Origin of the sequence: Rahnella sp. BIGb0603, from assembly GCF_024808755.1 — a bacterium.
Taxonomy (GTDB): Bacteria; Pseudomonadota; Gammaproteobacteria; order Enterobacterales; family Enterobacteriaceae; genus Rahnella; species Rahnella contaminans.
Map to the genome: position 1 here is coordinate 49,937 of NZ_JANUEX010000008.1, position 24,430 is coordinate 74,366.

The window sequence follows — 24,430 nt, forward strand, 5'->3', positions numbered from 1 at the left end:
AGACGCGAAAAATCATGTTTGAAATTAATCCGGTTAAAAACCGCATTCAGGACCTGTCCGAGCGGACAGTCGTTCTTCGGGGGTATCTTTGACTATGATGCCAAGAAAGAACGCCTCGAAGAAGTAAACGCCGAGCTGGAACAGCCGGACGTCTGGAACGAACCTGAACGCGCACAGGCGCTGGGTAAAGAACGTTCCTCTCTGGAAGCTATCGTTGAAACCATTGATGAGTTGTTGCAGGGTGCCGAGGATGTTACCGGCCTGCTGGAACTGGCTGTTGAAGCCGACGATGAAGACACTTTCAACGAAACCATCGCTGAACTTGATGTGCTGACCGGCAAGCTGGAACAGCTTGAATTCCGTCGCATGTTCTCCGGCGAATACGACAGCGCCAGTTGCTATCTCGACATTCAGGCGGGTTCTGGCGGTACTGAAGCACAGGACTGGGCGAGCATGCTGCTGCGTATGTATTTGCGCTGGGCAGAAGCCAAGGGTTTCAAAACAGAAGTTATCGAAGAATCTGACGGCGAAGTGGCAGGGCTTAAATCTGCGACCATCAAAATTATCGGTGATTATGCGTTCGGTTGGCTACGTACTGAGACCGGCGTTCATCGCCTGGTGCGTAAGAGCCCGTTCGACTCCGGTGGCCGTCGCCATACGTCTTTCAGTTCCGCGTTTGTGTATCCGGAAGTGGATGACGATATCGAAATCGAAATTAACCCTGCCGACCTGCGTATCGACGTATACCGCGCGTCCGGCGCGGGTGGTCAGCACGTCAACAAAACGGAATCTGCGGTACGTATTACCCACCTTCCGACTAACATTGTGACTCAGTGTCAGAACGACCGCTCCCAGCATAAAAACAAAGATCAAGCCATGAAGCAGATGCGTGCGAAGCTTTATGAGTATGAGATGCAAAAGAAAAATGCGGACAAACAGCAGCTCGAAGACAACAAGTCTGACATCGGCTGGGGCAGCCAGATTCGTTCTTACGTGCTGGACGATTCCCGTATCAAAGATTTACGCACGGGCGTCGAAACGCGAAATACGCAGGCCGTACTGGATGGCGACCTGGATAAATTCATTGAGGCAAGTTTGAAAGCCGGGTTATGAGGAACCAAAATGTCTGAGCAACAACCAGCAGCGCAAAGCGCAGAAACCGTACCAGATCTTAACAACGAGCTGAAATCTCGTCGTGAGAAGCTGGCTTTACTGCGCGAATCCGGTATCGCTTTCCCTAACGATTTCCGTCGTGACAGCATCTCTGATGAATTGCATGCGAAATACGGCGAAAAGACTAACGAAGAGCTGGAAGCCTTAAACATCGAAGTCACTGTCGGTGGCCGTATGATGACCCGCCGTATCATGGGCAAGGCGTCTTTCGTGACCCTGCAAGATGTGGGTGGCCGTATCCAGCTTTACGTTGCGCGTGATGATCTCGCCGAAGGTATCTACAACGAGCAATTCAAAAAATGGGATCTGGGCGATATCCTGGGTGCGACCGGTAAACTGTTCAAAACCAAGACCGGCGAACTGTCGATCCATTGTTCTGAACTGCGTCTGCTGACCAAAGCACTGCGACCGTTGCCGGACAAATTCCACGGCCTGCAGGATCAGGAAGCGCGTTACCGTCAGCGTTACCTCGACCTGATCGCTAACGAAGATTCCCGTAAAACCTTCAAGATCCGTTCTCAGATCATGTCTGGCATCCGCAGCTTCATGGTGGAAAACGGTTTCATGGAAGTCGAAACCCCGATGATGCAGGTGATCCCGGGTGGCGCAGCGGCTCGTCCGTTCATCACTCACCACAATGCACTCGACATCGACATGTACCTGCGTATCGCGCCGGAACTGTATCTGAAGCGTCTGGTTGTTGGTGGTTTTGATCGCGTGTTCGAAATCAACCGTAACTTCCGTAACGAAGGCGTTTCTCCGCGTCACAACCCAGAGTTCACTATGATGGAACTCTACATGGCATACGCGGATTACAAAGACCTGATCGTTCTGACCGAAACTCTGTTCCGCACCCTGACAGAATCCGTTCTGGGCAGCAGCGTTGTGCAGTACGGCGACCAGACCTTCGATTTCGGCAAGCCTTTTGCCAAGCTGACCATGCGTGAAGCGATTTGCAAATACCGTCCTGAAACCAACGTTGCCGATCTCGACGATCTGGCTAAAGCGACCGCTATCGCTGAATCTATCGGTATCAAAATCGAGAAGAGCTGGGGTCTGGGCCGTATCGTGACTGAAATCTTCGAAGAAACCGCCGAAGCGCAACTGATCCAGCCAACCTTCATTACCGAGTATCCGGCAGAAGTTTCTCCGCTGGCGCGCCGTAATGATGAGAACCCTGAAATCACTGACCGTTTCGAATTCTTCATCGGTGGTCGTGAAATCGGTAACGGCTTCTCCGAGCTGAATGACGCAGAAGACCAGGCACAGCGCTTTGCTGACCAGGTTTCTGCGAAGGATGCCGGCGATGACGAAGCGATGTTCTTTGATGAAGACTACGTGACAGCGCTGGAACACGGCCTGCCACCGACTGCCGGTCTGGGCATTGGTATCGACCGTATGGTTATGCTGTTCACCAACAGCCATACCATCCGTGACGTTATTCTGTTCCCGGCGATGCGTCCGCAGACACAAAAATAAGTTGCCTCAGAAACAACAAAAGGGCGCTCCGGCGCCCTTTTTCATGCGGCAGATCACGCGATGCGCTAACTGCTTAAAACTCCAGCGCTTATCCGCAATCACGCCTTGCTCCGCCGCCGTAACCGGTTATAATGCCAGTCGCACACCGATGCGGGTGTAGTTCAATGGTAGAACGGCAGCTTCCCAAGCTGCATACGAGGGTTCGATTCCCTTCACCCGCTCCAAAAACTTCCTTCTCTAAACCTCTTTATTACCCCAAAAAATTTGCTCCCTAATCCCGTTTATTCGTATTTCCCGTACGACGTTTTTAGCTGCCTAAATTTTGATACCAGAATATAAAACGATGCAAATCAGCCCCCTCACCGGCGAAGGAGAGGGGGCTGATTCATGTAAGTTCCAGCAAACTCGTTTTAGCTAAAATTACTTATTCTTTACCTGCAAGCCGCGTGGCAGATTATTGTTATCCACCTGCGGTAAACCGGTAGAAGCAGATGAGGTCAGTAAACCTGTCTCTACGTAGTTTTGCAGCTTCTCACGGGTATCGGTGATATCCAGATTACGCATGGTCAGCTGACCAATACGGTCATCAGGAGAGAATACAGAATCACCTTTCTCCATGGTCAGACGTTCTGGTTTGTACGTCAGATTCTCAGACACGGTATTCATGATGGTGTAGTCGTTGCCGCGACGCAGTTCCAAAGTGACTTCACCGGTGATTTCGCTGGCGACCCAACGCTGAGCGGAGTCACGCAACATCAGAGCTTGTGGATCGAACCAGCGGCCCTGATACAGCAGGCGACCCAGCACACGGCCATTCGCATGGTATTGCTCGATGGTGTCTTCGTTATGGATACCGGTCAGCAGACGCTCGTAAGCGATGTGCAACAGTGCCATCCCGGGAGCTTCGTAAATGCCACGGCTCTTGGCTTCGATAATACGGTTTTCAATCTGATCGCTCATACCCAAACCGTGACGACCGCCGATGCGGTTGGCTTCCATCATCAGCTCAACGCTGTCGTCAAAGGTCACGCCATTCAGTGCAACCGGATAACCCCGTTCAAAACGGACAACCACTTCTTCCGCTTTGACGACCACATTTTCGTCCCAGAATTTTACGCCCATAATCGGGTTAACGATTTTGACGCCGGAATCCAGGAATTCCAGATCTTTGGCTTCGTGCGTCGCGCCCAGCATATTGGAGTCAGTAGAGTAAGCTTTTTCGGTCGACATTTTGTAGTCAAAACCGGACTGAATCATAAATTCAGACATCTCATGACGACCACCCAGTTCATCGATAAAGTCGGTGTCCAGCCACGGTTTATAAATTTTCAGTTCAGCATTGGTCAGCAGGCCGTAACGATAGAAACGTTCAATATCGTTACCTTTATAGGTGCTGCCGTCGCCCCAGATATTCACGCCGTCTTCTTTCATTGCGGCAACCAGCATGGTGCCGGTCACAGCACGGCCCAGCGGCGTGGTGTTGAAATAAGTCACACCGGCAGTGGTGTTGTGGAATGCGCCACACTGAATAGCGGCAATGCCTTCGGCAACCAGCTGTTTACGGCAATCAATCAGGCGAGCTTTCTCGGCACCGTACTCCATCGCTTTACGCGGAATGGCATCGTAATCCTCTTCATCAGGCTGGCCCAGGTTGGCCGTGTAGGCATAAGGAATCGCTCCTTTCTTTTGCATCCAAAGCAGCGCGGCACTGGTGTCCAGACCGCCGGAGAATGCAATACCCACACGCTGATTGATAGGAAGGTGCTTAAGAATAGTTGTCATCGATAAAATCCTGTATGAATTAGGTCAGTCTGGTAAAGGTCTCAATGCCTATATTAATATCGCAAAACCGGCGTCGGGTAAAAGAAATTTTGCATATTTATGCGCATTTAATTGCATGACTATTTAGTAATCACGCGTGGGAAGCGTTGTTTCATTCAAAATCTCTTAAAATGTTGATGCGATATTTTTACGGGTTTTGTCTTGCAGCTATGAGGTTAAAATCTAAAGCGGGAAGCCACCAAAGTAAACCAGCGTTTAGACGTGGGTTTTACTCTGATGACACATCCATCACCTATGCCAAGTGTCTTCAAACTATTAATTTTGAAAACTATTTACTGGTGCCAGAATTCATATTCATCGGTTGAAATCAGCTTAACGAAAGGGCCGTTTAGCGTCCGGTTGTGGTGAGCAATAATTGCCGGGGCGGGCAAAATGGGCGTATCCATTGTGGTATGCGCATCTGAAATCAGAACAGGGCGAAATCCCAGATCGGCTGCCGCACGGCAAGTTGTATCAATACAAAATTCCGTTTTCATCCCCGCTATAACCAGCTCATCAATTGATTTTTGATGCAGCCAGTCTCCTAACCCGGTTCCCGAAAAGCAGCTCGGACGAGTTTTATCGAAAATTTTATCGTGTGAGTTATCAATTTTGAGCTCCGGCACTAATTGTGTCAGTGGTGTGCCCGGCGCAAAGGGGGAATCTGCGGGCCCGGTATGGCGGGCAGCAAAAATGGGTATTTGTGAGTGGCGGGCTTTTTCAATCAGGCAATTGATATTGGCGAGCACCCGCAGGCCATCGTGGGGTTTATCCGGGCCGTTAAACAGGCCGACCTGCATATCAATAATTAATAATGCACGTTTTTTTATCAGGGGATCAGACAAGATATTTCTCCTTAAAGTGCCGTTTTGGCCAGGAGAAAAAATGATAACCCGGCCATTGCGAGCGGGTTGTGTTGGATTCAGTTTTTCTAACGCACAGCATCCAGACAACCCGTTAACAGGGTTGTGGTCGTTGTTGTCCGGGTAACGCGCAGGAATTTTTTCATCACCTGACAATATAAAAGCGCCTGTTGTGCGTCAATTTTTTTTGCCTGAAGCAAGATTGGCTCTGGCTGATGATGCAACTTTTATTCAAGCTGCAAATTCAGAGTGTCACTCCAATTGCGCTTAGATGGGTTCTCCCACTGTTAAAAATGCCCTCTTAATAATGCTCTATAAAAGCCTTCCCTGGCCGTTTTGATTGATTGGAACTTAAGTTAAGGCTTAGCCTGCCCCAGAGTGAGTAATGCATACCTGTTTATTAACTGAGAAAACTGATTATCCAGTTGAATCGTCAGTGCTGGCGGAACCTCAGTATTTTGTTGTTTTATTTCGGCCAGTTTTCTCAAGGATTCTTCAACGGGTGGAGAATTGTTAAGTGTCTGCTGGAGGGTAAATACCGATGATTTCAGCTGGGAGACGGTCATATATTTTCCGCGTTGCTCATCCAGTCCGTTGAGTTTGTCTGCCAGTTGCTGCAGTTGCGCATTCGCATCATGCCAGCCATTGAGATCATTTATTGGAATAGCATTGGCATTAAGCTGTTGCGTCCAGTTTTTTGCCAGGCGGTCAGTTTCCGGGTTATCTGGCCATAAGGTTTTTGCCTGCTTCACCAACTGTATACCTGTGTCTTGCGCCCAACGTGGCGAAAGCGATGCGAGGCGAGACATCTGTTGTTGCGTTGCGGCAATAAACTTTGGGGCATCACGTTGTAGTATGTCTGCCTGCTGCACTTTCAACGTTTCAAGTGCGTGCGCATTTAACGGTTTAGGTAATACCGTAAGTTGCGCCATGAGTGGTTGACCCGCGTCAGCGTGATGGAACGCTGTGGTGCCCGTGAAGATCCCTGCGCCAGCCAGCAGCGTTGCCCCAATACCGGCCACAAATCCTTTCCACTGAATTGAGCGTTTTGCTGGCACCGGGGAACTCATCATAATTTGTGACTCTTCCGGTTCTGCTTGTGCGACATAAATCCACTGTTCACGCGGCTGGGCAGGTAACTCTTTTTCGGCTTTTTCTATCGCTGCTGAAGAAAGCACGATAGTTGAGTCATTTGTGGCATACATATTCTCGAGCCTGACGGCTGCGCCGTGCATAAAACTGCTCAATGTTTCCAGCTGGCTAACGTGCTTAAGTTCTATACGCTGCAACGTATCGCACAGTGCGACGATCAACTTCTCCGCCTGATAAATTTGCGGTAAATCGCGATATTCCAGTGTCATGCTTCGCAATGACTGGTGCAGACGCTGGCTCAGGCCGGACAGTATCTCCACACGGGCATGTGCAGGCTGCGGCCATAAACTGGACCATTGCCGGGAAACCAATGCTTCGAGAATAGCCAGCCCTTCATTCAGTCCGGCCAGGCCGGTAAGTTGCAATCTGGCTTGCGTATACCATGAAGCAGTTTGCAGCTCTATTCCGTTTTGTTGAAACAGGTGCAGGCACAGTTGTTCAACTTTCTGCCAGTTCACGTCCGGACGGGCAGGATGAGTCAGCTTGCTCAGTTCTTCGCGTAAAATGGCATAATCAGCCAGCGCGCGAGGGTCGCCACCGGTGCGCAGCTGGCGTTCAATAGACATGGGCGTTTTCCTTAACTGATGTAATTCTGCTGTCTTATTTGATGTATTTGCACTGGCCTTCCGCGATATTCCCGAAGGCCTGTGGATTTAAGTGTTCAGATGATGGAGTTAAAGGTCACGACAATAAGCCTTCAATCATGTTGAAAAATACGTCCTCACTGAACACTCCTCCAGGTTGTGTAGACCAACCCGCCGGACGCCATGTCCAGTGATTTTGCTCTGTAGACCGCATAAACAAACGACAAAGGGAGGTAGGAATCCCCTCACCGCAGAGACTGGCTTCCACACATCCCGTTACGCCCTGGCCATATAAAAAAACAGGCGTGAATTTCACCATTCTGTTTTCATATTGAAGCTGAATCCCGGGAATGCTGAAGGTCTTCCCGCCTATAAGCAATTCAACCAATGAAACGGAAGTGCTTTGAGTCTGAATACCCGTGCCTGTCAACCATGTCTCCATCTTCTCCTGAAGCTGACTCATCTGTTGTTGAAACTCTGCGATGTCAGCCTGAGCTCTATTTTCAAATACGTTACGGCCCGGCTGTTTGTCCTGTAGTTTTTTTAAAAAACGTTCTTTCGCTGACATATTTCCTCTGTCATTGATGATTAGAGGTGATATTCAGAATCAAATCTGGCTATCACACATAATTCTGCTGTTTCATATGCCGCATAAGTACCCGACCTTCCGGCATAAATTCTGTACCAAATCGAATTAAACCGAACTCTTTAAGCTCTGCGTCAATGGCATATTCCAACTGACCTGGCCGGGATTGGGGCAATAATATGACGTTAATTCTCTTTACCCGAGGTTCGTATTTCAGCAGTGTTTCTGACAGAACGTTCATCAGGGAATGTGCTGTGCCGGGCATTCCCTGCAAAATCTTACTCATGTCCGGTAAGCCGTAGTCGGGTAAATGACTGAGCGTGCCTGCGCGGCAGTTAAGGATGCGCTGCATATTGTCGAGAACCGAGAGAATCACCTGATTCTTTTCGCTCACATGGTGAAGATCGAGGCCGCCGGCGAAATTGCCCAGCAGCATTTCGTAAAGAGAAGGTTGAGACATAGTTAGTCATCCTTGAGAGGGAGAAGCGTGAGTCCATGATTGTTCAGCTCAATATCACGAGCTTTATCCGGATCAAGATCTTCACGGCTCAGCACCACGCGCCAGGTATTGTTAGCAATATCGGGTGCCAGGAAAAGTCCGGCGATGGCGACGAACTCAGTTTTTTCATCCATTGGAACATCAATCGTAACGGCAGCGCCGGGACGAATTCGGATATCTTTTTCAGAGATCAGATCGGCTTTGATTGCCTGGCTGTCTTCAGCGAACAGAGAAGGATAATCCGTGCCGTCGAAGACTTTTCTGTCCTTTAACTGATAAATACGCACCACAGTTGCCAGCGGAGCACCGCTGTCATTGTTGTTGATGGCATCCCGTGCCCTGATATCCAGGTGCAGAGTTTTTATCTGTTTGTAGAAAATAGATTTGGTCATGGACACAGTGCCATCGCTGATTTTTTGTGTCAGCCCGCACCCGCTCAGCATTGAAATTGTTGCAAGTGTCAGTAACGCTAAGCGGGTTTTACCAGCGGTAATCGCCATGTTCATCGGTCTCCCTTCGGTGAATATTTTCCTGAATGCGCTGATAGCGGCCAAGATTAATTGTGATCATTTCGGTTTTGATTTGCAGCGCTGAACGAGTTCGCAGCGAACGCATCACTGCGGTTCTGCCAAGCAAAATGCCAGAACTTTTGGGCTGGCAAGAAAGCCGGGCATCAGGTAATAAAGTTCGCAAAACGGACAACTGTAAACGTACATGTAACCGTGATCCCAGATACACCTGCAATAAAGCCAGTAAGTCGGTATGCAATTGCCCGCCAGGCAACCACTCTCTTGATTCATCGGGGTTATCAGTTTTCAGTTGTAGTAATACCTGACTGTTAACATCTGTCGCATGATTGCCCATCACCGGACTGTTGCTCATATTTACCGGTTGACGCGCGCACATAGTCAGCGGTTTATGCAGGGGAATACGGCAGTGGTCATGGGGTATGACTTTGGCCTCTGTATCCGGTGCCAGCAACTGCACCAGCGCGATAATGCCTTCGCTGGTTCGGGTGGGCAGCCTCATCATGCTGGTCAGCGCCAGAAAACGTGAGACGGGTGTAGCAATGTTATGCGCACAACCCTCAATACCCAGGCCACAAAGGCTGAGCAGGTATTTCGACGTTTTGTCCGTACCGCCAGTGGTGAAACTCGCCGGGTAAGAATACTTTCGCCAAATGCGGTAGTACTGGGTGATCAGACGGTGGTTAAAAATATCTAAAAAATCGCTGACGGCCTCATACCCTTCGCGGCGCTGAGTTATATCGTCGATATACGATGTCGGAAGCGGCGATTCCACACCATACAGCCCCATAAATGTGGTCCGGATAGTGGGGGGAAGATGCGGTTGATCGGGTATTTCGACCCGTTTGAATTCACTGGCGGGAAATCCCATTCCCGGATGCGGACGAAAACGGATCGGATCATGCCGGACCTGCCAGTGGCTGCCCAATGCGGGTGCTTCTGGCTGACTTTGCTCAATCAACTGGCAGAAGCGATAAAATTGAGTGTAAGGGAGCGAATCTTTCAGTTGTTCGATCAGCCTGGCAGGCGCTGATTGTGGTTCTCTTTCCATCGGATACATTTCCCGGCAGGCTGGACAATGAGGGTTAACTGATTGAATAAATGAATATCAGCATAAAGAGCGAAGAAACGGTTGAGCATTTCGCCGAACAGATGGATATCGCCATCGCCGGTAAAACCATTTCCGTCCAATGTGATTTCGATATCGATACCGCGCAGCAGAAAACCTTTTTCAAAACGTTGGATCTGGTGATGCTGCACATGCTGGATGCCATCCAGGCGGCGGTTATTCATTTCGTCGCCTTGCCAGTTATACAGTTCAAGTGTCCCTCGCAATACTTCCGCGCTGCTCATCAGATTGAGATAACTGGAACCGAGGTGACTCAGTACACGCCACTGGAAATGATCTTCGGCGGGCGGGTACGAGGGCAGTGTTGGCTTGCAGAGATTGCGCACTTTTAAGGGAGTCTGGAGCACCATTTCACACCGGTCGAGCAGGGTGCTTTGCAATGCTTTACGGGGTAACTGACCGTTGGTGCCCGTAATTTTGAGCGAAACCGCCTCACGTGCAAAGAGTCTGTCAGCTTCCCATTGCTGCCCGCCCAAAATCAGCCAGGTATCGTGCAATCCTGTTACGCCACGCTTCACGCGGGTATGAAAAAAGCGCTCGGGTGCATGGCGTCTTTGCATGCCGCCGCGGTGACGGAAACTGGTAAATGGGACATAAGTAGCGTCTGCCGTACGTTGCGATCCGATTACTGAGTCTACGGAATAGATTTCGGTGTGGCCGTCCTGCAAACGGCGCGGGCGAAGCAGATACTCATTTTCCAACCCGTTTACAATCAGCGGATCAGCTTCCAGCGTGAACAGGTTTACGACCGGTACGCAGTGCAGCTGAAGGGCATCGTCAGTCACCGGTAAATCGCTTTGCCACTGATTGTTCAACACAACTTCGACATCAAAATAAGGGATGCCGGCAGGCAACGTTATGTCTTCCAGCCCGTTAAGGTGTACAAACATAAACTTTTCGCGGAAGGTGAAATATTCCAGCAGTAACTGATAGCCGCTGAATGCACTATCACCTTTTGGCCACAGCAGATCCTCGTCGGCAAAACCGCCGGGAGCGAACCAGCCATCCAGTTTTATCCGGTCATCCTGATTGGGGAGGCGCAGATAAAGTGCCGCCTGGGAGCGGGTGAGCGCCAGATGCAGCGCACTGCTGACCGGCGCATCACTTGCCAGATAAAAACACAGGTGTCGCAAATCGACCTGTGACCAGTCGGCCTGTGAACTGCACGTCAGACGCAGACGGAGTACAGAACGCCCATCAGGTTCCGTTGCCATCGTTACTTTAGAAACAACCAGCGGATTAAGTACGACGTCGCGTGTCGTTCGATACTGACAGACAGTGTTTTTGGGCCCGACAGGGCGGGAGTAAACCTCCATGCCGACGGGAACAATCTCGTCCATTTTCATTGCGGGGACATCAGGCGTAAGTGCCACGATAGAAAGTGAGGGAATGGTGCGCAGATAGTGCGGCCACAACATGCTCACCAGTCCTTCGGTAAACTCCGGCAAGTCGTCATCAATTTTTTCGCGTAGTCTGCCCATCGAAAAGGCAAAACCTTCGAAGAGACGTTCTACGTAAGGATCAGGGATTCCGGGTTTATCGAGATCGAGCATCGCCGCCCGGTCAGGATGAGTTTGTGCAAACTCTTTAGCTGCATCACGCAAATAGCGCATTTCAGCATCGTAATAACGCAGGGTTTGATCTTTCATTTTATTCCAGAATAAATTGATTTCTGTTGCGACTGATAAGTAAATGGCCAAAGTCGCATCGGATTACTGAATGATTAAATAGGCTAATGGTCTTATAAAAAATTATGTGTGGAAGTGGGTTTTATTTTAACTTGAATAAATGAAATCTTTTCAAATTATCATTAATTCATTGAGTAAATTACCTGTCGTGCAATTCGCTGTTTATCTATTTTCTGAATTGCTTATTGCTCCTTGAGTGAAATGGGTCATTGGTTTTTCTATTACCTATGTTAGGAGGTTCTTTTATGATATGGACCGCGCAATGATGTCTTTTTATTCCGAAATATTTCTCCCGTTAGTCAATGAATGAGTGATTTTTTTTATTTATTCATCATCTGCTATTATTTTTTTTGGGCGATAATTAAGTTCTCGATATTTATATATGCTCGCCATTGTTTTACCCAATATTGAGGAGGTCATACCCGCTGAAGGCAGGAATGGCGTTCTGGCTGAGTCCTTCACGCGGCAGCCATGCAATCTGCCAGTAGCCGCTTTTCGGGCAGGGTTCACCGGTTTTACACAGCAAATGTAAGGCAGCGGTTTTATTAAAATCCGATGAGGTCGTCAGCGGCCTGCCGGTTTCAGGGTTGAGCTGTTTATCTTTAGCCAGTTGCTCAATCAGGGCTTCGCCGGGTTTAGTGGGCGGTACATTGGCTTCACGGGCTTCGACCCATTTCAGCTTACCGTCCCAGGCGGGCAACGGGGCAGGTGGCAACGGGACGATATCGTTGATTTCAGGCACTTTGGGGTGAGCGTAGGAGTAACGACTCAGGGTAAGTGTCTGCGTCTGTGCATGACCGCTGTAGCCTGCCAGCAACAGCGATAACAGACCTGTTATTATGTTCATGCCTCTTCTCCCTGCATAATCTGTATACATTCGATAATGACTCACCAGCTTCCGTAGGGATATTTTTTGTCTTTTATAAATGATTTCATACCCTCACTATACTCATACCCATCAGGAAAATTTGTTTCGCCTTTACACATATCCAAATCTTTACCTGAAACGGTGGTTATTTTTGTATTGCTCTGCAATAAATTAGGTCTGCCATTATTCTGCAACCACACCCGAACTTTCCCTTCTGGTGCCAGACCAATTACCATATAACGGAAATAATAAATTTCTTTCGCGTTATACCAGTCCGGCTCTGTACTGATCATTTTATTCTGTGTGTCAGGTGAGAAGAATAATGTTGTTTCATAGACCTTCTTATCGATAATTGAATCCCAGCAAAATTTTATCATTTGCGGTGGCGCTTTTGCCTTATTAAACGGAGAGAAACCCTTCCCAATGTATTTGCTCCAGGCTCCTACGCTTTTCCCCTGCGGCTGGTCTATGGTCTGGAAAACATAGCCATAGCCATCAGTATCCAGCAGTTTCACCAGTGTGACCTGGGCAGGCAGAGCCTTGGGGGTTGAAAATGTGAAATACCATTCATCCCAGGGGGCTTTAAAATTCCCTTTCTGCGTCTGTGCATGGCTGCTGCAACCTGCCAGCAGCAACAGCGATAACAGACCTGCTATTATGTTCATGCTTCTTCTCCCTGTGTAATCTGTATACATACGATAGTGACTCACCAACTTCCGTAGGGATATTTTTTGTCTTTTATAAATGACTTTATACCCTCACTATACTCATATCCATCAGGAAAATTTGTTTCGCCTTTACACATATCCAGATCTTTACCTGAAACGGTGGTTATTTTTGTACTGCTTTGTAATAAATCAGGATTACCATTATTCTTCAGCCACACCCGAACTTTCCCTTCTGGTGCCAGACCAATCACCATATAACGAAAATAATAAGTTTCTTTCGCGTTATACCAGTCTGGCTCTGAACTGCTCATTTTATTCTGTGTGTCAGGCGAGAAGAATAATGTTGTTTCATAGATCTTTTTATCGATAATTGAATCCCAGCAAAATTTAATCATTTGCGGTGGTGCTTTTGCTTTGTTGAATGGTGAAAAACCCAGGCCATTATGTGAGTCCCATTTGCCCACGCTATCACCTTGCGGCTGATCGATGGTCTGGAAAACATAGCCATAGCCATCAGTATCCAGCAGTTTCACCAGTGTGACCTGGGCAGGCAGGGCCTTGGGGGTTGAAAATGTGAAATACCATTCATCCCAGGGGGCTTTAAAATTCCCTTTCTGCGTCTGTGCATGGCTGCTGCAGTCTGCCAGCAGCAACAGCAGCAACAGCAGCAACAGCGATAACAGACCTGTTATTATTTTCATGCTTCTTCTTCCTGCGTAATCTGTATACATACGATAATGACTCACCAGCTTCCATATGGATATTCTTTATCTTTTATAAAATCGGGCGTATCGCCGTAGTAAATATACCCGTCCGGGTGTTTAGTCACTCCTTTACACATATCCAGATCTTTACCTGAAACAGTGGTTATTTTTGTATTGCTTTGCAATAAATTAGGTCTGCCATTATTCTGCAACCACACCCGAACTTTCCCTTCTGGTGCCAGACCAATTACCATATAACGGAAATAATAAGTTTCTTTCGCGTTATACCAGTCCGGCTCTGTACTGATCATTTTATTCTGTGTGTCAGGTGAGAAGAATAATGTTGTTTCATAGACCTTCTTATCGATAATTGAATCCCAGCAAAATTTTATCATTTGCGGTGGCGCTTTTGCCTTATTAAACGGAGAGAAACCCTTCCCAATGTATTTGCTCCAGGCTCCTACGCTTTTCCCCTGCGGCTGGTCTATGGTCTGGAAAACATAGCCATAGCCATCAGTATCCAGCAGTTTCACCAGTGTGACCTGGGCAGGCAGAGCCTTGGGGGTTGAAAATGTGAAATACCATTCATCCCAGGGGGCTTTAAAATTCCCTTTCTGCGTCTGTGCATGGCTGCTGCAGCCTGCCAGCAGCAACAGCGATAACAGACCTGTTATTATTTTCATGCTTCTTCTTCCTGCGTAATCTGTATACATACGATAATGACTCACCAGCTTCCGTAGGGATATTTTTTGTCTTTTATGAAGGCTTTGATATCGTCATCGTAATCATAGCTAAAATCACTTTTAGTCACTCCTTTACACATGTCCAAATCTTTACCAGAAACGGTGGTTATTTTTGTACTGCTTTGCAATAAGTTAGGTTTGCCATTGTTCTGCAACCACACCCGAACTTTCCCTTCTGGTGCCAGACCAATCACCATATAACGGAAATAATAAGTTTCTTTCGCGTTATACCAGTCCGGCTCTTTACTAATCATTTTATTCTGTATGCCAGGTGGGAAGAATAATGTTGTTTCATAGACCTTTTTATCGATAATTGAATCCCAGCAAAATTTTATCATTTGCGGTGGCGCTTTTGCCTTATTAAACGTAGAAAAACCCTTCCCAATGTATTTGCTCCAGGCTCCTACGCTTTTCCCCTGCGGCTGGTCTATGGTCTGGAAAACATATCCATAGCCATCAGTATCCAGCAGTTTCACCAGTGTGACCTGGGCAGGCAGAGCCTTGGGGGTTGAAAATGTGAAATACCATTCATCCCAGGGGGCTTTAAAATTCCCTTTCTGCGTCTGTGCATTGCTGCTGCAGCCTGCCAGCAGCAACAGCGATAACAGACCTGTTATTATTTTCATGCTACTTCTCCCTGCATATTCCATACGGCACGAACCCACCCCGGATTGGGGCGATTGACAAAGCCAAACAGCTCAGTGGTTTTTGCCGCGCCATATATGACTTTTACGTTGTTCCCGTCGAGCCAGACATCTTTAAATGCCACCGCATTCCAGTTGGCTGAACAATGTAGGTATTTACCAATCAGTTTCATTTCATCCGGGGAAAAAGGAGCGGGCGTTCCTCCAACTACAACCTTTTTTGCCTGGATAACGGCTTTTTGGCAAAGAGGTTCCAATTCTGGTGGCAATTTCAAATCTGTATTCGTATTACGAATAGGATCAAACGCACATCCAGCGTCCTGCGCAGTATCAAACATTACCCGTAAGGTGATTTTTGACCAGTCATTCGTGACCACCCGTTCCAGAGTGACCGCTGCACCAACACGCTTTTCAGTAATGCCGGCCCGTTTCTTATCCGGATTAACCAGGTAGTCATACCATGTTTCGACCTTTACCACTCCCGAAGGAATAACAGAGCCCAGATTTGATAATTTCTGTAAATCCGGAACTTCAGCTTCGCAATGACGGTAAATATCCGTCATCTCAGCAGGAATATTTTCACTGACGGTTTCAAATTCAGGTTTGGTGAGAAACAGATATTCTTTTTCTTACGGGTTATAGCCACCGCCAATATCGGAATGCACGCCGGGCAGGGGAAGCTCAGGCCAGGATTCTTTAACACTGTTAAGACTAAAGTTATAACGGCATTCGTTCATTGCCGTAATCTGAAACACGTTTTGTGCAATATCCTTCGGCAGTGCCAGCTCAATACCGGGATTTACTCCACCGTGGATGTCCAGCATGTTTTTTACACCGCCAACTGCACACACAGTATCGAATAGCCCAAGGAAACGAACTTCTCCTGCGGGTTTTCCATGCTGATTTCTACCATCAAGCCCTTTCGTTATTGCTTCCTGAATGGCCTGATCGCCGTTTCTGACGCGGTTTGCGAAGTGACGGGCAGCAGCAGCACCGCGGCTAAAGCCGAAGATATCAAACTGAATTTTTTCTATAGCGCATGTAATACCGTCACTTTTTTTAAGCAATAAACTAATTTCATTTGCTATTTGTGCAATACCTTCATCCGTTTTATCTACGACCCCTTCAAACAATACCCCTAAACCCATACCTATAGGGCTGTCATCCTTATCCTTTTGGGTGCCTATTCCCTGGATGTAAACTGCTCGTTGATATAATAACTGCTCTTCAACTATTTCATCATCAATCGAATAAAGAGTATTCAACCAATGAATATTCGAATAATACCCAAGATAACTCCCTGCACCATTACCGCTTTTACCCAGTTTTTGGGCACAGGATGCCGCGTCTTCAGTATTCATTCCCACATCCATATGGGTGCAGGTCTCAAGGAGGCGCTTGTCTATATTGAAAACATTATTACCAGTGCCATCAAAAAACATGCCGATGGTGAGCGTGATGCCGGGCACTTCTTTACGCTTACAAATCACGATTTTTTCTGAAACTTTTACGTCAGAGGTATGCTGACCATCACTGGCTTCCCATGTATTACGTTGTGCCATTCTGCAATTTCCTTGAATTTAATATCGTCCTATTTAGTGCCCAGAATTTCTATATTCATCCTGTCCGGAGCCGCGGTATAGACTGGCGCTGTCTTACCGTTTTTATCAGAAACGCCTGTATAAATTGTTCCTTCTGCCGTTGTTATGCGGTATTCAGTGAGTGGAATAGCTTTTCCTTCTTCATCCTGCAACACATAAACTGCACCGTAGCCTTCCGGCAACGTCACCGGAGGAGTATTCAGACTCGCCGGCCCCATCTTTTGCCAGTTGGCCGACTTAAACAGGATGTTTTGCGGATCGGCAATCTCGATATTCCCGCCGCTGAGTTTGATGTAGCCGCCGCCGCAGGTCAGGATCAGCTCTTCCGAGGCGGTGACCGTGATTTTTCCTTCTGCGCTGGTGACGGTGATGTCGTTTTTCGCCAGTGCGGACAGTTCGTCGTCCTGCGCCTGAATTTCCACTTTCCCTTTACCGGCAATGAGTTTCATCCCGGCTTTTTGTGCCAGCAGGCTGACGCTTTCGCCCGCCGCGGCGGTGAAGGATTTGCCGCTGCTGATATCGGTATTGCTGCACGACATCATCCCGACGCTTTCGCTGCCTGACGCCACGCGCACGGCTTTCGGGCTGACGATGCCGATGCCCTGCGGCGCGGACATCAGAATGCCCGCCGCTTTCAGTTTTGCCAGCGAGGCGTTCAGCGCTTTCTGGCTGCCGGTATCGCCCGGCGTCGCTTTGGCAATCTGCGCCGCTTTCGCCAGCGTGCGTGCCAGCGTCAGCGCCTGTTCAAGCTGCGCAATAGCGTCATCCATTTCCAGCTGTTTGCCGCTGGCGGCGGGCAGCGGGGCAGGTGGCAACGGGACGATATCGTTGATTTCTGGGACTTTGGGACTTGCATAAGAGGCACTCGATAATACTTTCCAGATTGCCTTGTAGCGCCGAACTCGCTCAAGATCTTTCTGCTGACCCAAATAATACAAACCATTGGTCGGCTCAGAGTCGTCAAACCCATGCTCTAAGAAACTGGAAGCGCTTTCATTACCTGCCGCTACGCCCAGTTGAAATGCCTCCATCGCCTCCTTATATAATCCATCAATTTGAAGATCGATCCCAAGAGCCTGTGCAGCTTCACCATTACCCTGTTCAGCTGCACAACGGCGCATCTGACGAGCAATTTCCGGTGACATTTTAACTGGAGCAAGCCTATGACCTACATAAGCTTATGCTTGAGGGTTTCCTTCATCCGCCGCTTTGCGGTAGTAGCGCAGTGCCATGTCCGGATTTTGCTGTAATCCGGCCGCACCGCGTTCAAGATATATAGCGATAAAGTAGTAACCGGTCGCCACTTTCGCTTCAATCAGTTTCTGGCTCATTCGCAGACGTTCGTCTGAACTAAGATTGAACTGGCCTCGTATCGCGCCATTTTGCAGGTTGATACTGGCTTTAACATGCCCGTTTGACGCTGAAATGCGGTATAAACGCTCGGTTTGTGCATCTGTCGCTTTGTCTTGCTTAAGCAGATTGTTTTTCTGTAACCAGCGGGCGTATTTAAACAACACGTCGGCATCAGCGGAAGCCTCCGGGATGGTTTCGTGTTTGCAGTTAAAGGCCAGACGGGCGTTGATAGTGGAAAGCGGATCCATCGCCGGACTTTTATTGACTGATGCCGGGGCTTTTCCCTGATCACAGCCTGCCAGCAGCAAGCAGAAGAGCAGCAGGAGGCGGTGCATCCGTGGGGTGGCTTTGTAGATATTCATTATCTGCATTCCTTGCTTTATATCCGTTGAGGGGAACTGCTGCTGACCTGTCACGAAGGGAAATTACACCTCGCCTACGAACCGCCACTCGACGTGCTGGTCCTGCTGGACATGTTTGTCGCTAAGCGGCCACATGCGTGGGCGGTAAAAATCCACCCGATCAGTGGGCATAATGTCACCTTCGCGGAACGCGATAATGGCGCTCTGGCTGAGCCCTTCACGCGGTAGCCAGGCAATCTGCCAGTAACCGCTTTTCGGGCAGGGTTCACCGGTTTTACACAGCAAATGTACGGCAGCGGTTTGATTAAAATCTGGCGAGGTCGGCAGCGGCCTGCCGGTTTCAGGGTTGAGCTGTTTATCTTTAGCCAGTTGCTCAATCAGGGCTCCGCTGGGTCTTGGTGGCGCTATATTGGCATCATCTGCTTCGACCCATTTCAGCTTACCGTCCCAGGCGGGCAGCGAGGCAGGTGGGAGCGGGACGATATCGTTGATTTCAGGGACTTTAGGGCTGGCATAAGAGGCATTCGATAATACTTTCCAGATTGCTTTATAGCGCCGGGCGCGCTCAGGGTCTTTTTTCAGCGCTAAATAGTCTAGTGTATTGGTCGGTTCGGGGCCGGAAAATGCAGCACTTAACCAACCTGCAGATGTTTCATCACCTGCGGCAACGCCTAATTGAAATGCTTCAAGAGCTTCCTGGTATCGCCGCAAACCTTTTAAATTAACGCCCAGAGAACCTGCAGCCTCCCCATTGCCTTGAACAGCGGCACAATGGCGCATCTGTCGACCAACTTCTGGAGCTATACCTAATCCTCCAGCCATCTTCTCACCGACAAAGGCCTGACCTTCTGGATTACCTTCATCTGCTGCTTTGCGGTAGTAACGTAAAGCCAGTTCCTGGTCTTCCTGTAATCCGGCTGTGCCATGTTGAAGGTAGATGGCGAGAAAGTAATAACCAGTCGCAACTTTTGCATTAACCAATTGCTGGCTAAAACGTAGACGTTCATCTGCGGTTAGGGAATATTGTCCACGCATTGAGCCATTTTGCAGGTTGATGCTGGCTTTATAATGACTGTTTTCAGCTGCAATTCGGTACAAGCGTTCGATTTCTTCATCTACGACTTTGTCTTGTTTCAGAAGATTATTTTTTTGCAGCCAGCGGGCATATTTAAACAACACGTCGGCATCAGCGGATGCCTCCGGGATGGTTTCATGCTTGCAGGTAAACGCCAATTTAGAATCGTTATCGGAAAGTTGGGCCATAGGGACTTCCTTGGTTCCTGAATTTTGGGAAGGAATACTTTGATCACAGGCTGCAAGTAGAAGAAAAGAAAACAATAAAAACCGGGGCATCAGTCCTGATCCTTTAGCGTTGGTTCGTTATATAAGAACTTAACCAATGAAGCCTCAGGGGCTGCTTTGGTTGCAGGTTGTTGGTTATCTTCGTTCTGTTTGAGGATCCTTTCCCACGACAAAAAAGCTTCAGCAGGGTCATCCTGCATTCCCACCCCGTTAGTATGTAATTTCCATAATCGCTGTCTCAAAGATTTAGTCACATCACCCCAATCGTGAGCGATGTTCATTTCGCTGTCGGTTTCCATACTGCGGGTATTGATATTGGCCGAGCCATGCGTGGTAAATACATCATTGATAATCATTATTTTTGAGTGAACATATACTGGCATCCATTTATCTGCCGGAGAGTCCGGGGCTACCAACGAGCAAATATGCGTTTTTAGGCCTGGGATGGATATTGGTATGATCTGACTGTCTTTTATTTCCTTAATTTTTTCATTATTTTCAGATTGCTGTTTAAGCATGTCCTGAAGGTATTTATTCGTATCAGTCGGATAATCGCTACTGCCTCCCATTTGAAGGTTAACTTGTTCAATTTTACGCTGTTTCGTCACTTCGGGGATTGTATCTGCACGGCCAAGGCTTTCGAGCATACGTTGAGTATTTATGGTACCTGCCCCGATACCTTCATCCGTAACGTTTGACACCACAAACAGATACAAAGGGTCATATTTTTTTGGATCACGCCCGGCCTCAATCTGCGCGGAAACCGTCTTTTTAATCGCTTCAGCCAGCGGTGGCCAGCGAAAGTACTGGTTCTCAATGTAGATATACTGCGTTGCGTTATTCACCGTTTTCAGATAAAGCTTTTCGATATCGCGCTTACCTTCCCGCAACTGCGTACGAAGGAGCTGGGCCATCACCGGAGTACCGTTGTCCGCCCGTGGTTTGAGCTTTTTAGCGGCGGCTTTGGCATCACGTGACAGAAGCAGATTTTCCTCGGTTTCCCTGTTCCAGGCGCGGGCAAAATTTTGATGAAGGTGTTCGAGGATCGGGCCAGTCACCCTGCAGGACATATCCTGCCGTGGCCATTTACCACGCGGCCCTTTATCAGGCTCGCATGTGTCTTCATCCTTTAGCCATTTACCTGTATCTGATGGACGACGCTTCGCTGAGTGCGCATCTGTATCCCAGTATTCGTCCAGCATGTTATGTCCCATCACGAAACCAACAGCATCTTCCGGTAATTCATAATCTACCAGCACGGTCTTCTGATGATGGGTAGGGGCGACTGTCATAGCAGCCGCTGACAAAAAGGAGAGGCCACTGTCAACGCTGAGCAACATTTCCCGGTAAGCAATTTCGGCGCGCTCAAGTAAGTCAAACCCGCGCCCGACAAATACAGGGGTGAGGGTTGGGGAATTTCGTGCAGGTTCGCTGGGGCTAACGATGGGGCCATTAATTGCTTTTTTCAATTCACCAGAATTTGAAAACATTTTGAACCACTCCCGGTCATAAGCATGTTGTTTATCGGTAGCGGTTTGGCCCTCCCTGTCACCAATCCTGATGATATCCTTACCGGGTACATTAGACTCACCCGCAGCTGCCCCGCCGGAGTTGAAAGGTGATTCCCACCCCAGAATACGGACCTGAATGTTTTTATCACGGGCAATGTTGATGAGTAATTCACCAATGCAGGGTTCTTTGCCGTCACGGATAAAGTACATCGAGGGCTGAAACCCCCAGCAGATGATATCGACGGTCTTCTTTGCATTAGCGATGGCTTCATGCACCGCCCGGAAGGCTTCTTCACCGTTGACCAGCGGCAGGTAAGTGGCTTGCGTGGGATGATATTCAGTTTCTTCAACAAACCACGGGGGAATGATTGTGCACTGGTCCGTATCAGACAGGGCAATGGGAGACACTATGTCATGTTGGCTCATTCGCTTTCTTCCTTATCGCTGAGGCCTTTCAGAAGTTCGTCATACACATTACGGAGTTCAGTGTGTGAGGCCGGTTGGTTCACGTCCGGGCTGGTGTCCGGGCTATGATTCTGCAGACCGCGGTTCGCCATCTTCCCTTGCTCCGCGTTGCGGTAAGCACCGACGACGGGGATCTGATAGCTGATACCGTTTGCCATTTCCATACGGTAGTTTTTGGTGGTTGTCTGGTGCTCAATGTCCAGATGGCCGGTTTTGTCCAGCACCCCTTTCTGGAACAGTGCACCATCGGCATACAGGGTGTAAGGCATGCCAGCCCAACTGGAGTCCGGTGCGTTCGGCGCTTGCGGAACACTGATGCGCAATGGCTGCGGGGTAACGTCAGGATCGGCGATAAACATCTCACTGTTCGGCATTGGAGGCGTAGATGGGTTTAAACTCGCCGGCCCCATCTTTTGCCAGTTGGCTGACTTAAATAAGATGTTTTGCGGATCGGCAATCTCGATATTCCCGCCGCTGAGTTTGATGTAACCGCCGCCGCAGGTCAGGAGCAGCTCTTCCGAGGCGGTGACCGTGATTTTTCCTTCTGCGCTGGTGACGGTGATATCGTTTTTCGCCAGTGCGGACAGTTCGTCGTCCTGCGCCTGAATATCCACTTTCCCTTTACCGGCAATGAGTTTCATCCCGGCTTTCTGTGCCAGCAGGCTGACGCTTTCGCCCGCCGCGGCGGTGAAGGATTTGCCGCTGCTGATATCGGTATTGCTGCCCGACATCATCCCGACGCTTTCGCTGCCTGACGCCACGCGTACGGCTTTCGGGCTGACGATGCCGATGCCCTGCGGCGCGGACATCAGAATGCCCGCCGCTTTCAGTTTTGCCAGCGAGGCGTTCAGCGCTTTCTGGCTGCCGGTATCGCCCGGCGTCGCTTTGGCAATCTGCGCCGCTTTCGCCAGCGTGCGTGCCAGCGTCAGCGCCTGTTCAAGCTGCGCAATAGCGTCATCCATTTCCAGCTGTTTGCCGCTGGCGGCGGGCTGCGCATCGGCGCTGATGAAAATGCCTTTTCCGGCACGCAGTGCGCCCCATTGGTCGGTGCGCAGTTCGAAACCCTCACCGCGCTTTGCCTGCGTGGCATCCACGTTGTGGCCGAGGTTGAGCTGCGTTTTGCCGCCGTATTCGGTGCTGAGTTTGATATGTTCTTCACCGCGCCTGTCTTCCATCCGCAGTTTGTTATTTGCCGGTGTGCGGATGACGTTGCGGGTATTATTCGTTTCGGTCACGTGGTCGACGTGACGTGAATCGTGAAGGGCATGGGCAATGTATGGGCGGTCAGGATCGCCGTCGTGGAAGGCAATGGCGACTTCCGTGCCCTGAATCAGCGGGAAGTGAATGCCGTATTCGTCGCCACCGTACGGCTTCGCGAAGCGCACCGGCATGCTTTCCTGACCCTGCGCTTTATCGTCCTGGTCGGCATCGAATTTCACGCGATATAAACCTGACGCATCCTGCCAGGCATAGATATCGTTCGGTTTTGCACTGGTTACGCGGGCCATCATCGTGCCGCTGACTTTCGGACGCGGCATGAGCGCGGGGCGCCAGCACAGCGTTTCGCTGAAGGGCACGGCGGCGAAGGTGACGCTCAGTGCCTCTTTGCGGCTGGCGGTAAATCCGGTGCGCAAAATCACCATCGGCAGCGATAACTGTTCGGGCAGCGTGGACGGAATGCGGCCGTCGGTCACCGTGAGCACCTGCGCCGTGTGCAGCGTTGCGTCGGTGCTGTTGCCGGTAATCAGCGTCTGTGCGGCCAGAAAACGCTCATGGTCGAGTTGCGCCATGAAGTTACCCGTTTCGGCGGCCGCGTTGGTCTTCGCACCGGACTCCAGATGGCGGGGTTTATAGTGATAGACGTCACCATAATGCATCCCTTCACCGTCGCCGTGCGTCATGTCGGCTTTGGCGGACTGATTGACCTTTTGCGCTTCGCGGAAGTTATAGTCTTTGGCGGTGACGCTGGCCTGCACGACGTTGTGCTGGATGCTCAGCCCCCAGACCGACTCCGCACCGCTGTCGCTCATGCCAGACGGACTGTTCAGCGGCAATGTTTTCCCGAATTCATAGGCGCTTTGCTTATCGGCAAAGTGCACGACTTCAGTTTGTGTGTCCGGTTGCAGGCTGAAGAAATAGAAAATTCCGACTTCCGAGAGCAGGCGTTCGATAAAGGCCAGGTCACTCTCCTGATACTGGTTTATCTGCTCACGCACCGGGTAAGTCTGCCTGAGATTAAATTCATATTCCCAGCCTTTGAGGGCATGCTCCTGAAGCACCTGTTCGACCACGTCCCGCACGGATTTATTGACGAAAAAGCGATGGGTGCGGAACTGGTTACCCAGCATTGCCAGGAAAGGCTCAAGGGTAATCTGAAATCGCGTCTGGTCGGCAGAGCCTGAAATACGCTGGAAATCCGTGATAACGCCGTGGACAACTTTTTGGGCGGTCAGGTTTTGCAGCAGTCCGGTGCCCATCGTCAGCGTGACCGGTTTACGCAACATTTGAGCGGCGTCGATATCGCGGTCGGTGCTGGTGAATGTGATGGAGTAGCGATATGTCCGGCTTATGCCCTCGTCACCGCGCAAGCTTTCAACGTCGAGCGGTGACGTACAGGAGGGAATATCAAGGCGGTAACGGTTCGGCGTTGTGGCGCTCAGGGCCGCCACCGCATTTTGAAGAATATCCATGGTTTGGGCATGTCCTTA

Annotated in this window: 23 protein-coding genes, 1 tRNA gene and 1 pseudogene; 3 read left to right on the top strand and 22 right to left on the bottom strand. The window is 49.5% G+C overall.

What is annotated here, in order from left to right; translation table 11 throughout:
- Positions 1 to 14 precede the first annotated feature (14 nt).
- The 3 genes from prfB (at position 15) to M2403_RS19695 (ending at position 2,876) form a co-directional block, all read left to right on the top strand.
- A protein-coding gene (gene prfB, locus M2403_RS19685; RefSeq protein WP_152324880.1) for a peptide chain release factor 2 occupies positions 15 to 1,113 on the top strand; the annotation gives its coding sequence in 2 pieces (ribosomal slippage) (positions 15 to 89 and positions 91 to 1,113; 1,098 coding nt in all).
- A 9-nt stretch (positions 1,114 to 1,122) separates the two neighbouring features.
- A complete protein-coding gene (gene lysS, locus M2403_RS19690; RefSeq protein ID WP_152324881.1) occupies positions 1,123 to 2,652 on the top strand; it encodes a lysine--tRNA ligase in 1,530 nt (509 codons plus the stop codon).
- Positions 2,653 to 2,802: 150 nt separating this feature from the next.
- A tRNA-Gly gene (locus M2403_RS19695) sits at positions 2,803 to 2,876 on the top strand.
- A gap of 196 nt (positions 2,877 to 3,072) precedes the next feature.
- On the opposite strand, the gene argG is transcribed toward M2403_RS19695, so the two are convergent.
- From argG to M2403_RS19795, 22 genes and pseudogenes are all read right to left on the bottom strand, one after another.
- Complete coding sequence (gene argG / locus M2403_RS19700; RefSeq protein ID WP_112290320.1) at positions 3,073 to 4,434, bottom strand: argininosuccinate synthase; 1,362 nt, start codon at positions 4,432 to 4,434, stop codon at positions 3,073 to 3,075.
- Between the two features lie 332 nt (positions 4,435 to 4,766).
- Entirely contained in the window at positions 4,767 to 5,306 is a 540-nt protein-coding gene (locus M2403_RS19705) for a cysteine hydrolase family protein (RefSeq protein WP_259230721.1), read from the bottom strand.
- 386 nt (positions 5,307 to 5,692) lie between these two features.
- Complete coding sequence (locus M2403_RS24945) at positions 5,693 to 6,571, bottom strand: VasL domain-containing protein (RefSeq protein ID WP_405047848.1); 879 nt, start codon at positions 6,569 to 6,571, stop codon at positions 5,693 to 5,695.
- Between the two features lie 34 nt (positions 6,572 to 6,605).
- Positions 6,606 to 6,785 (bottom strand): hypothetical protein, encoded by a 180-nt coding sequence (locus M2403_RS24950; protein ID WP_371819737.1) that lies wholly within the window; start codon positions 6,783 to 6,785, stop codon positions 6,606 to 6,608.
- A pseudogene (locus M2403_RS24955) lies at positions 6,737 to 7,054 on the bottom strand (type VI secretion system ImpA family N-terminal domain-containing protein); the annotation flags it as partial. The gene M2403_RS24950 and the pseudogene M2403_RS24955, both read right to left, overlap by 49 nt.
- Before the next feature lie 115 nt (positions 7,055 to 7,169).
- Positions 7,170 to 7,640 carry a hypothetical protein gene (locus M2403_RS19715; RefSeq protein WP_152324884.1) on the bottom strand — a complete coding sequence of 157 codons (471 nt, stop codon included), beginning with the start codon at positions 7,638 to 7,640 and terminating at the stop codon, positions 7,170 to 7,172.
- Positions 7,641 to 7,692: 52 nt separating this feature from the next.
- Positions 7,693 to 8,118 carry a type VI secretion system baseplate subunit TssE gene (gene tssE / locus M2403_RS19720; RefSeq protein WP_165062102.1) on the bottom strand — a complete coding sequence of 142 codons (426 nt, stop codon included), beginning with the start codon at positions 8,116 to 8,118 and terminating at the stop codon, positions 7,693 to 7,695.
- A 2-nt stretch (positions 8,119 to 8,120) separates the two neighbouring features.
- Complete coding sequence (gene tssJ / locus M2403_RS19725; RefSeq protein ID WP_254302895.1) at positions 8,121 to 8,657, bottom strand: type VI secretion system lipoprotein TssJ; 537 nt, start codon at positions 8,655 to 8,657, stop codon at positions 8,121 to 8,123.
- Complete coding sequence (gene tssG / locus M2403_RS19730) at positions 8,638 to 9,735, bottom strand: type VI secretion system baseplate subunit TssG (protein WP_217152331.1); 1,098 nt, start codon at positions 9,733 to 9,735, stop codon at positions 8,638 to 8,640. The genes tssJ and tssG overlap by 20 nt, the downstream gene beginning before the upstream one ends.
- Entirely contained in the window at positions 9,699 to 11,462 is a 1,764-nt protein-coding gene (gene tssF, locus M2403_RS19735; protein WP_217152332.1) for a type VI secretion system baseplate subunit TssF, read from the bottom strand. The genes tssG and tssF overlap by 37 nt, the downstream gene beginning before the upstream one ends.
- A 436-nt stretch (positions 11,463 to 11,898) precedes the next feature.
- Entirely contained in the window at positions 11,899 to 12,348 is a 450-nt protein-coding gene (locus M2403_RS19740) for a DUF6396 domain-containing protein (protein ID WP_405047842.1), read from the bottom strand.
- A gap of 41 nt (positions 12,349 to 12,389) precedes the next feature.
- Positions 12,390 to 13,034 carry a DUF2931 family protein gene (locus tag M2403_RS19745; RefSeq protein WP_259230620.1) on the bottom strand — a complete coding sequence of 215 codons (645 nt, stop codon included), beginning with the start codon at positions 13,032 to 13,034 and terminating at the stop codon, positions 12,390 to 12,392.
- 41 nt (positions 13,035 to 13,075) lie between these two features.
- The gene (locus M2403_RS19750) at positions 13,076 to 13,738 is read right to left on the bottom strand and encodes a DUF2931 family protein (protein ID WP_259230621.1); all 663 of its coding nucleotides are present in this window, start codon (positions 13,736 to 13,738) and stop codon (positions 13,076 to 13,078) included.
- 41 nt (positions 13,739 to 13,779) lie between these two features.
- Entirely contained in the window at positions 13,780 to 14,424 is a 645-nt protein-coding gene (locus M2403_RS19755) for a DUF2931 family protein (RefSeq protein WP_259230622.1), read from the bottom strand.
- Between the two features lie 41 nt (positions 14,425 to 14,465).
- Positions 14,466 to 15,110 (bottom strand): DUF2931 family protein, encoded by a 645-nt coding sequence (locus M2403_RS19760; protein WP_259230623.1) that lies wholly within the window; start codon positions 15,108 to 15,110, stop codon positions 14,466 to 14,468.
- Positions 15,107 to 15,691: a hypothetical protein gene (locus tag M2403_RS19765; RefSeq protein ID WP_259230625.1), complete on the bottom strand. Its 585-nt coding sequence runs from the start codon at positions 15,689 to 15,691 to the stop codon at positions 15,107 to 15,109. Before M2403_RS19765 ends, M2403_RS19760 begins: the two co-directional genes overlap by 4 nt.
- 66 nt (positions 15,692 to 15,757) lie before the next feature.
- Positions 15,758 to 16,690, bottom strand: a complete 933-nt coding sequence (locus M2403_RS19770; RefSeq protein ID WP_259230626.1) for a DUF2235 domain-containing protein — start codon at positions 16,688 to 16,690, stop codon at positions 15,758 to 15,760.
- 29 nt (positions 16,691 to 16,719) lie between these two features.
- Positions 16,720 to 17,760 carry a DUF2345 domain-containing protein gene (locus M2403_RS19775; RefSeq protein WP_405047843.1) on the bottom strand — a complete coding sequence of 347 codons (1,041 nt, stop codon included), beginning with the start codon at positions 17,758 to 17,760 and terminating at the stop codon, positions 16,720 to 16,722.
- 147 nt (positions 17,761 to 17,907) lie between these two features.
- Positions 17,908 to 18,444 (bottom strand): hypothetical protein, encoded by a 537-nt coding sequence (locus M2403_RS24960; protein WP_405047844.1) that lies wholly within the window; start codon positions 18,442 to 18,444, stop codon positions 17,908 to 17,910.
- A gap of 63 nt (positions 18,445 to 18,507) precedes the next feature.
- On the bottom strand, positions 18,508 to 19,707 hold the full coding sequence (locus M2403_RS19785; protein ID WP_259230627.1) for a sel1 repeat family protein: 1,200 nt from the start codon (positions 19,705 to 19,707) through the stop codon (positions 18,508 to 18,510).
- Between the two features lie 89 nt (positions 19,708 to 19,796).
- Positions 19,797 to 21,683, bottom strand: a complete 1,887-nt coding sequence (locus M2403_RS19790; protein ID WP_259230628.1) for a phospholipase D-like domain-containing protein — start codon at positions 21,681 to 21,683, stop codon at positions 19,797 to 19,799.
- The gene (locus M2403_RS19795) at positions 21,680 to 24,412 is read right to left on the bottom strand and encodes a type VI secretion system Vgr family protein (protein WP_259230629.1); all 2,733 of its coding nucleotides are present in this window, start codon (positions 24,410 to 24,412) and stop codon (positions 21,680 to 21,682) included. The genes M2403_RS19790 and M2403_RS19795 overlap by 4 nt, the downstream gene beginning before the upstream one ends.
- Positions 24,413 to 24,430 lie beyond the last annotated feature (18 nt).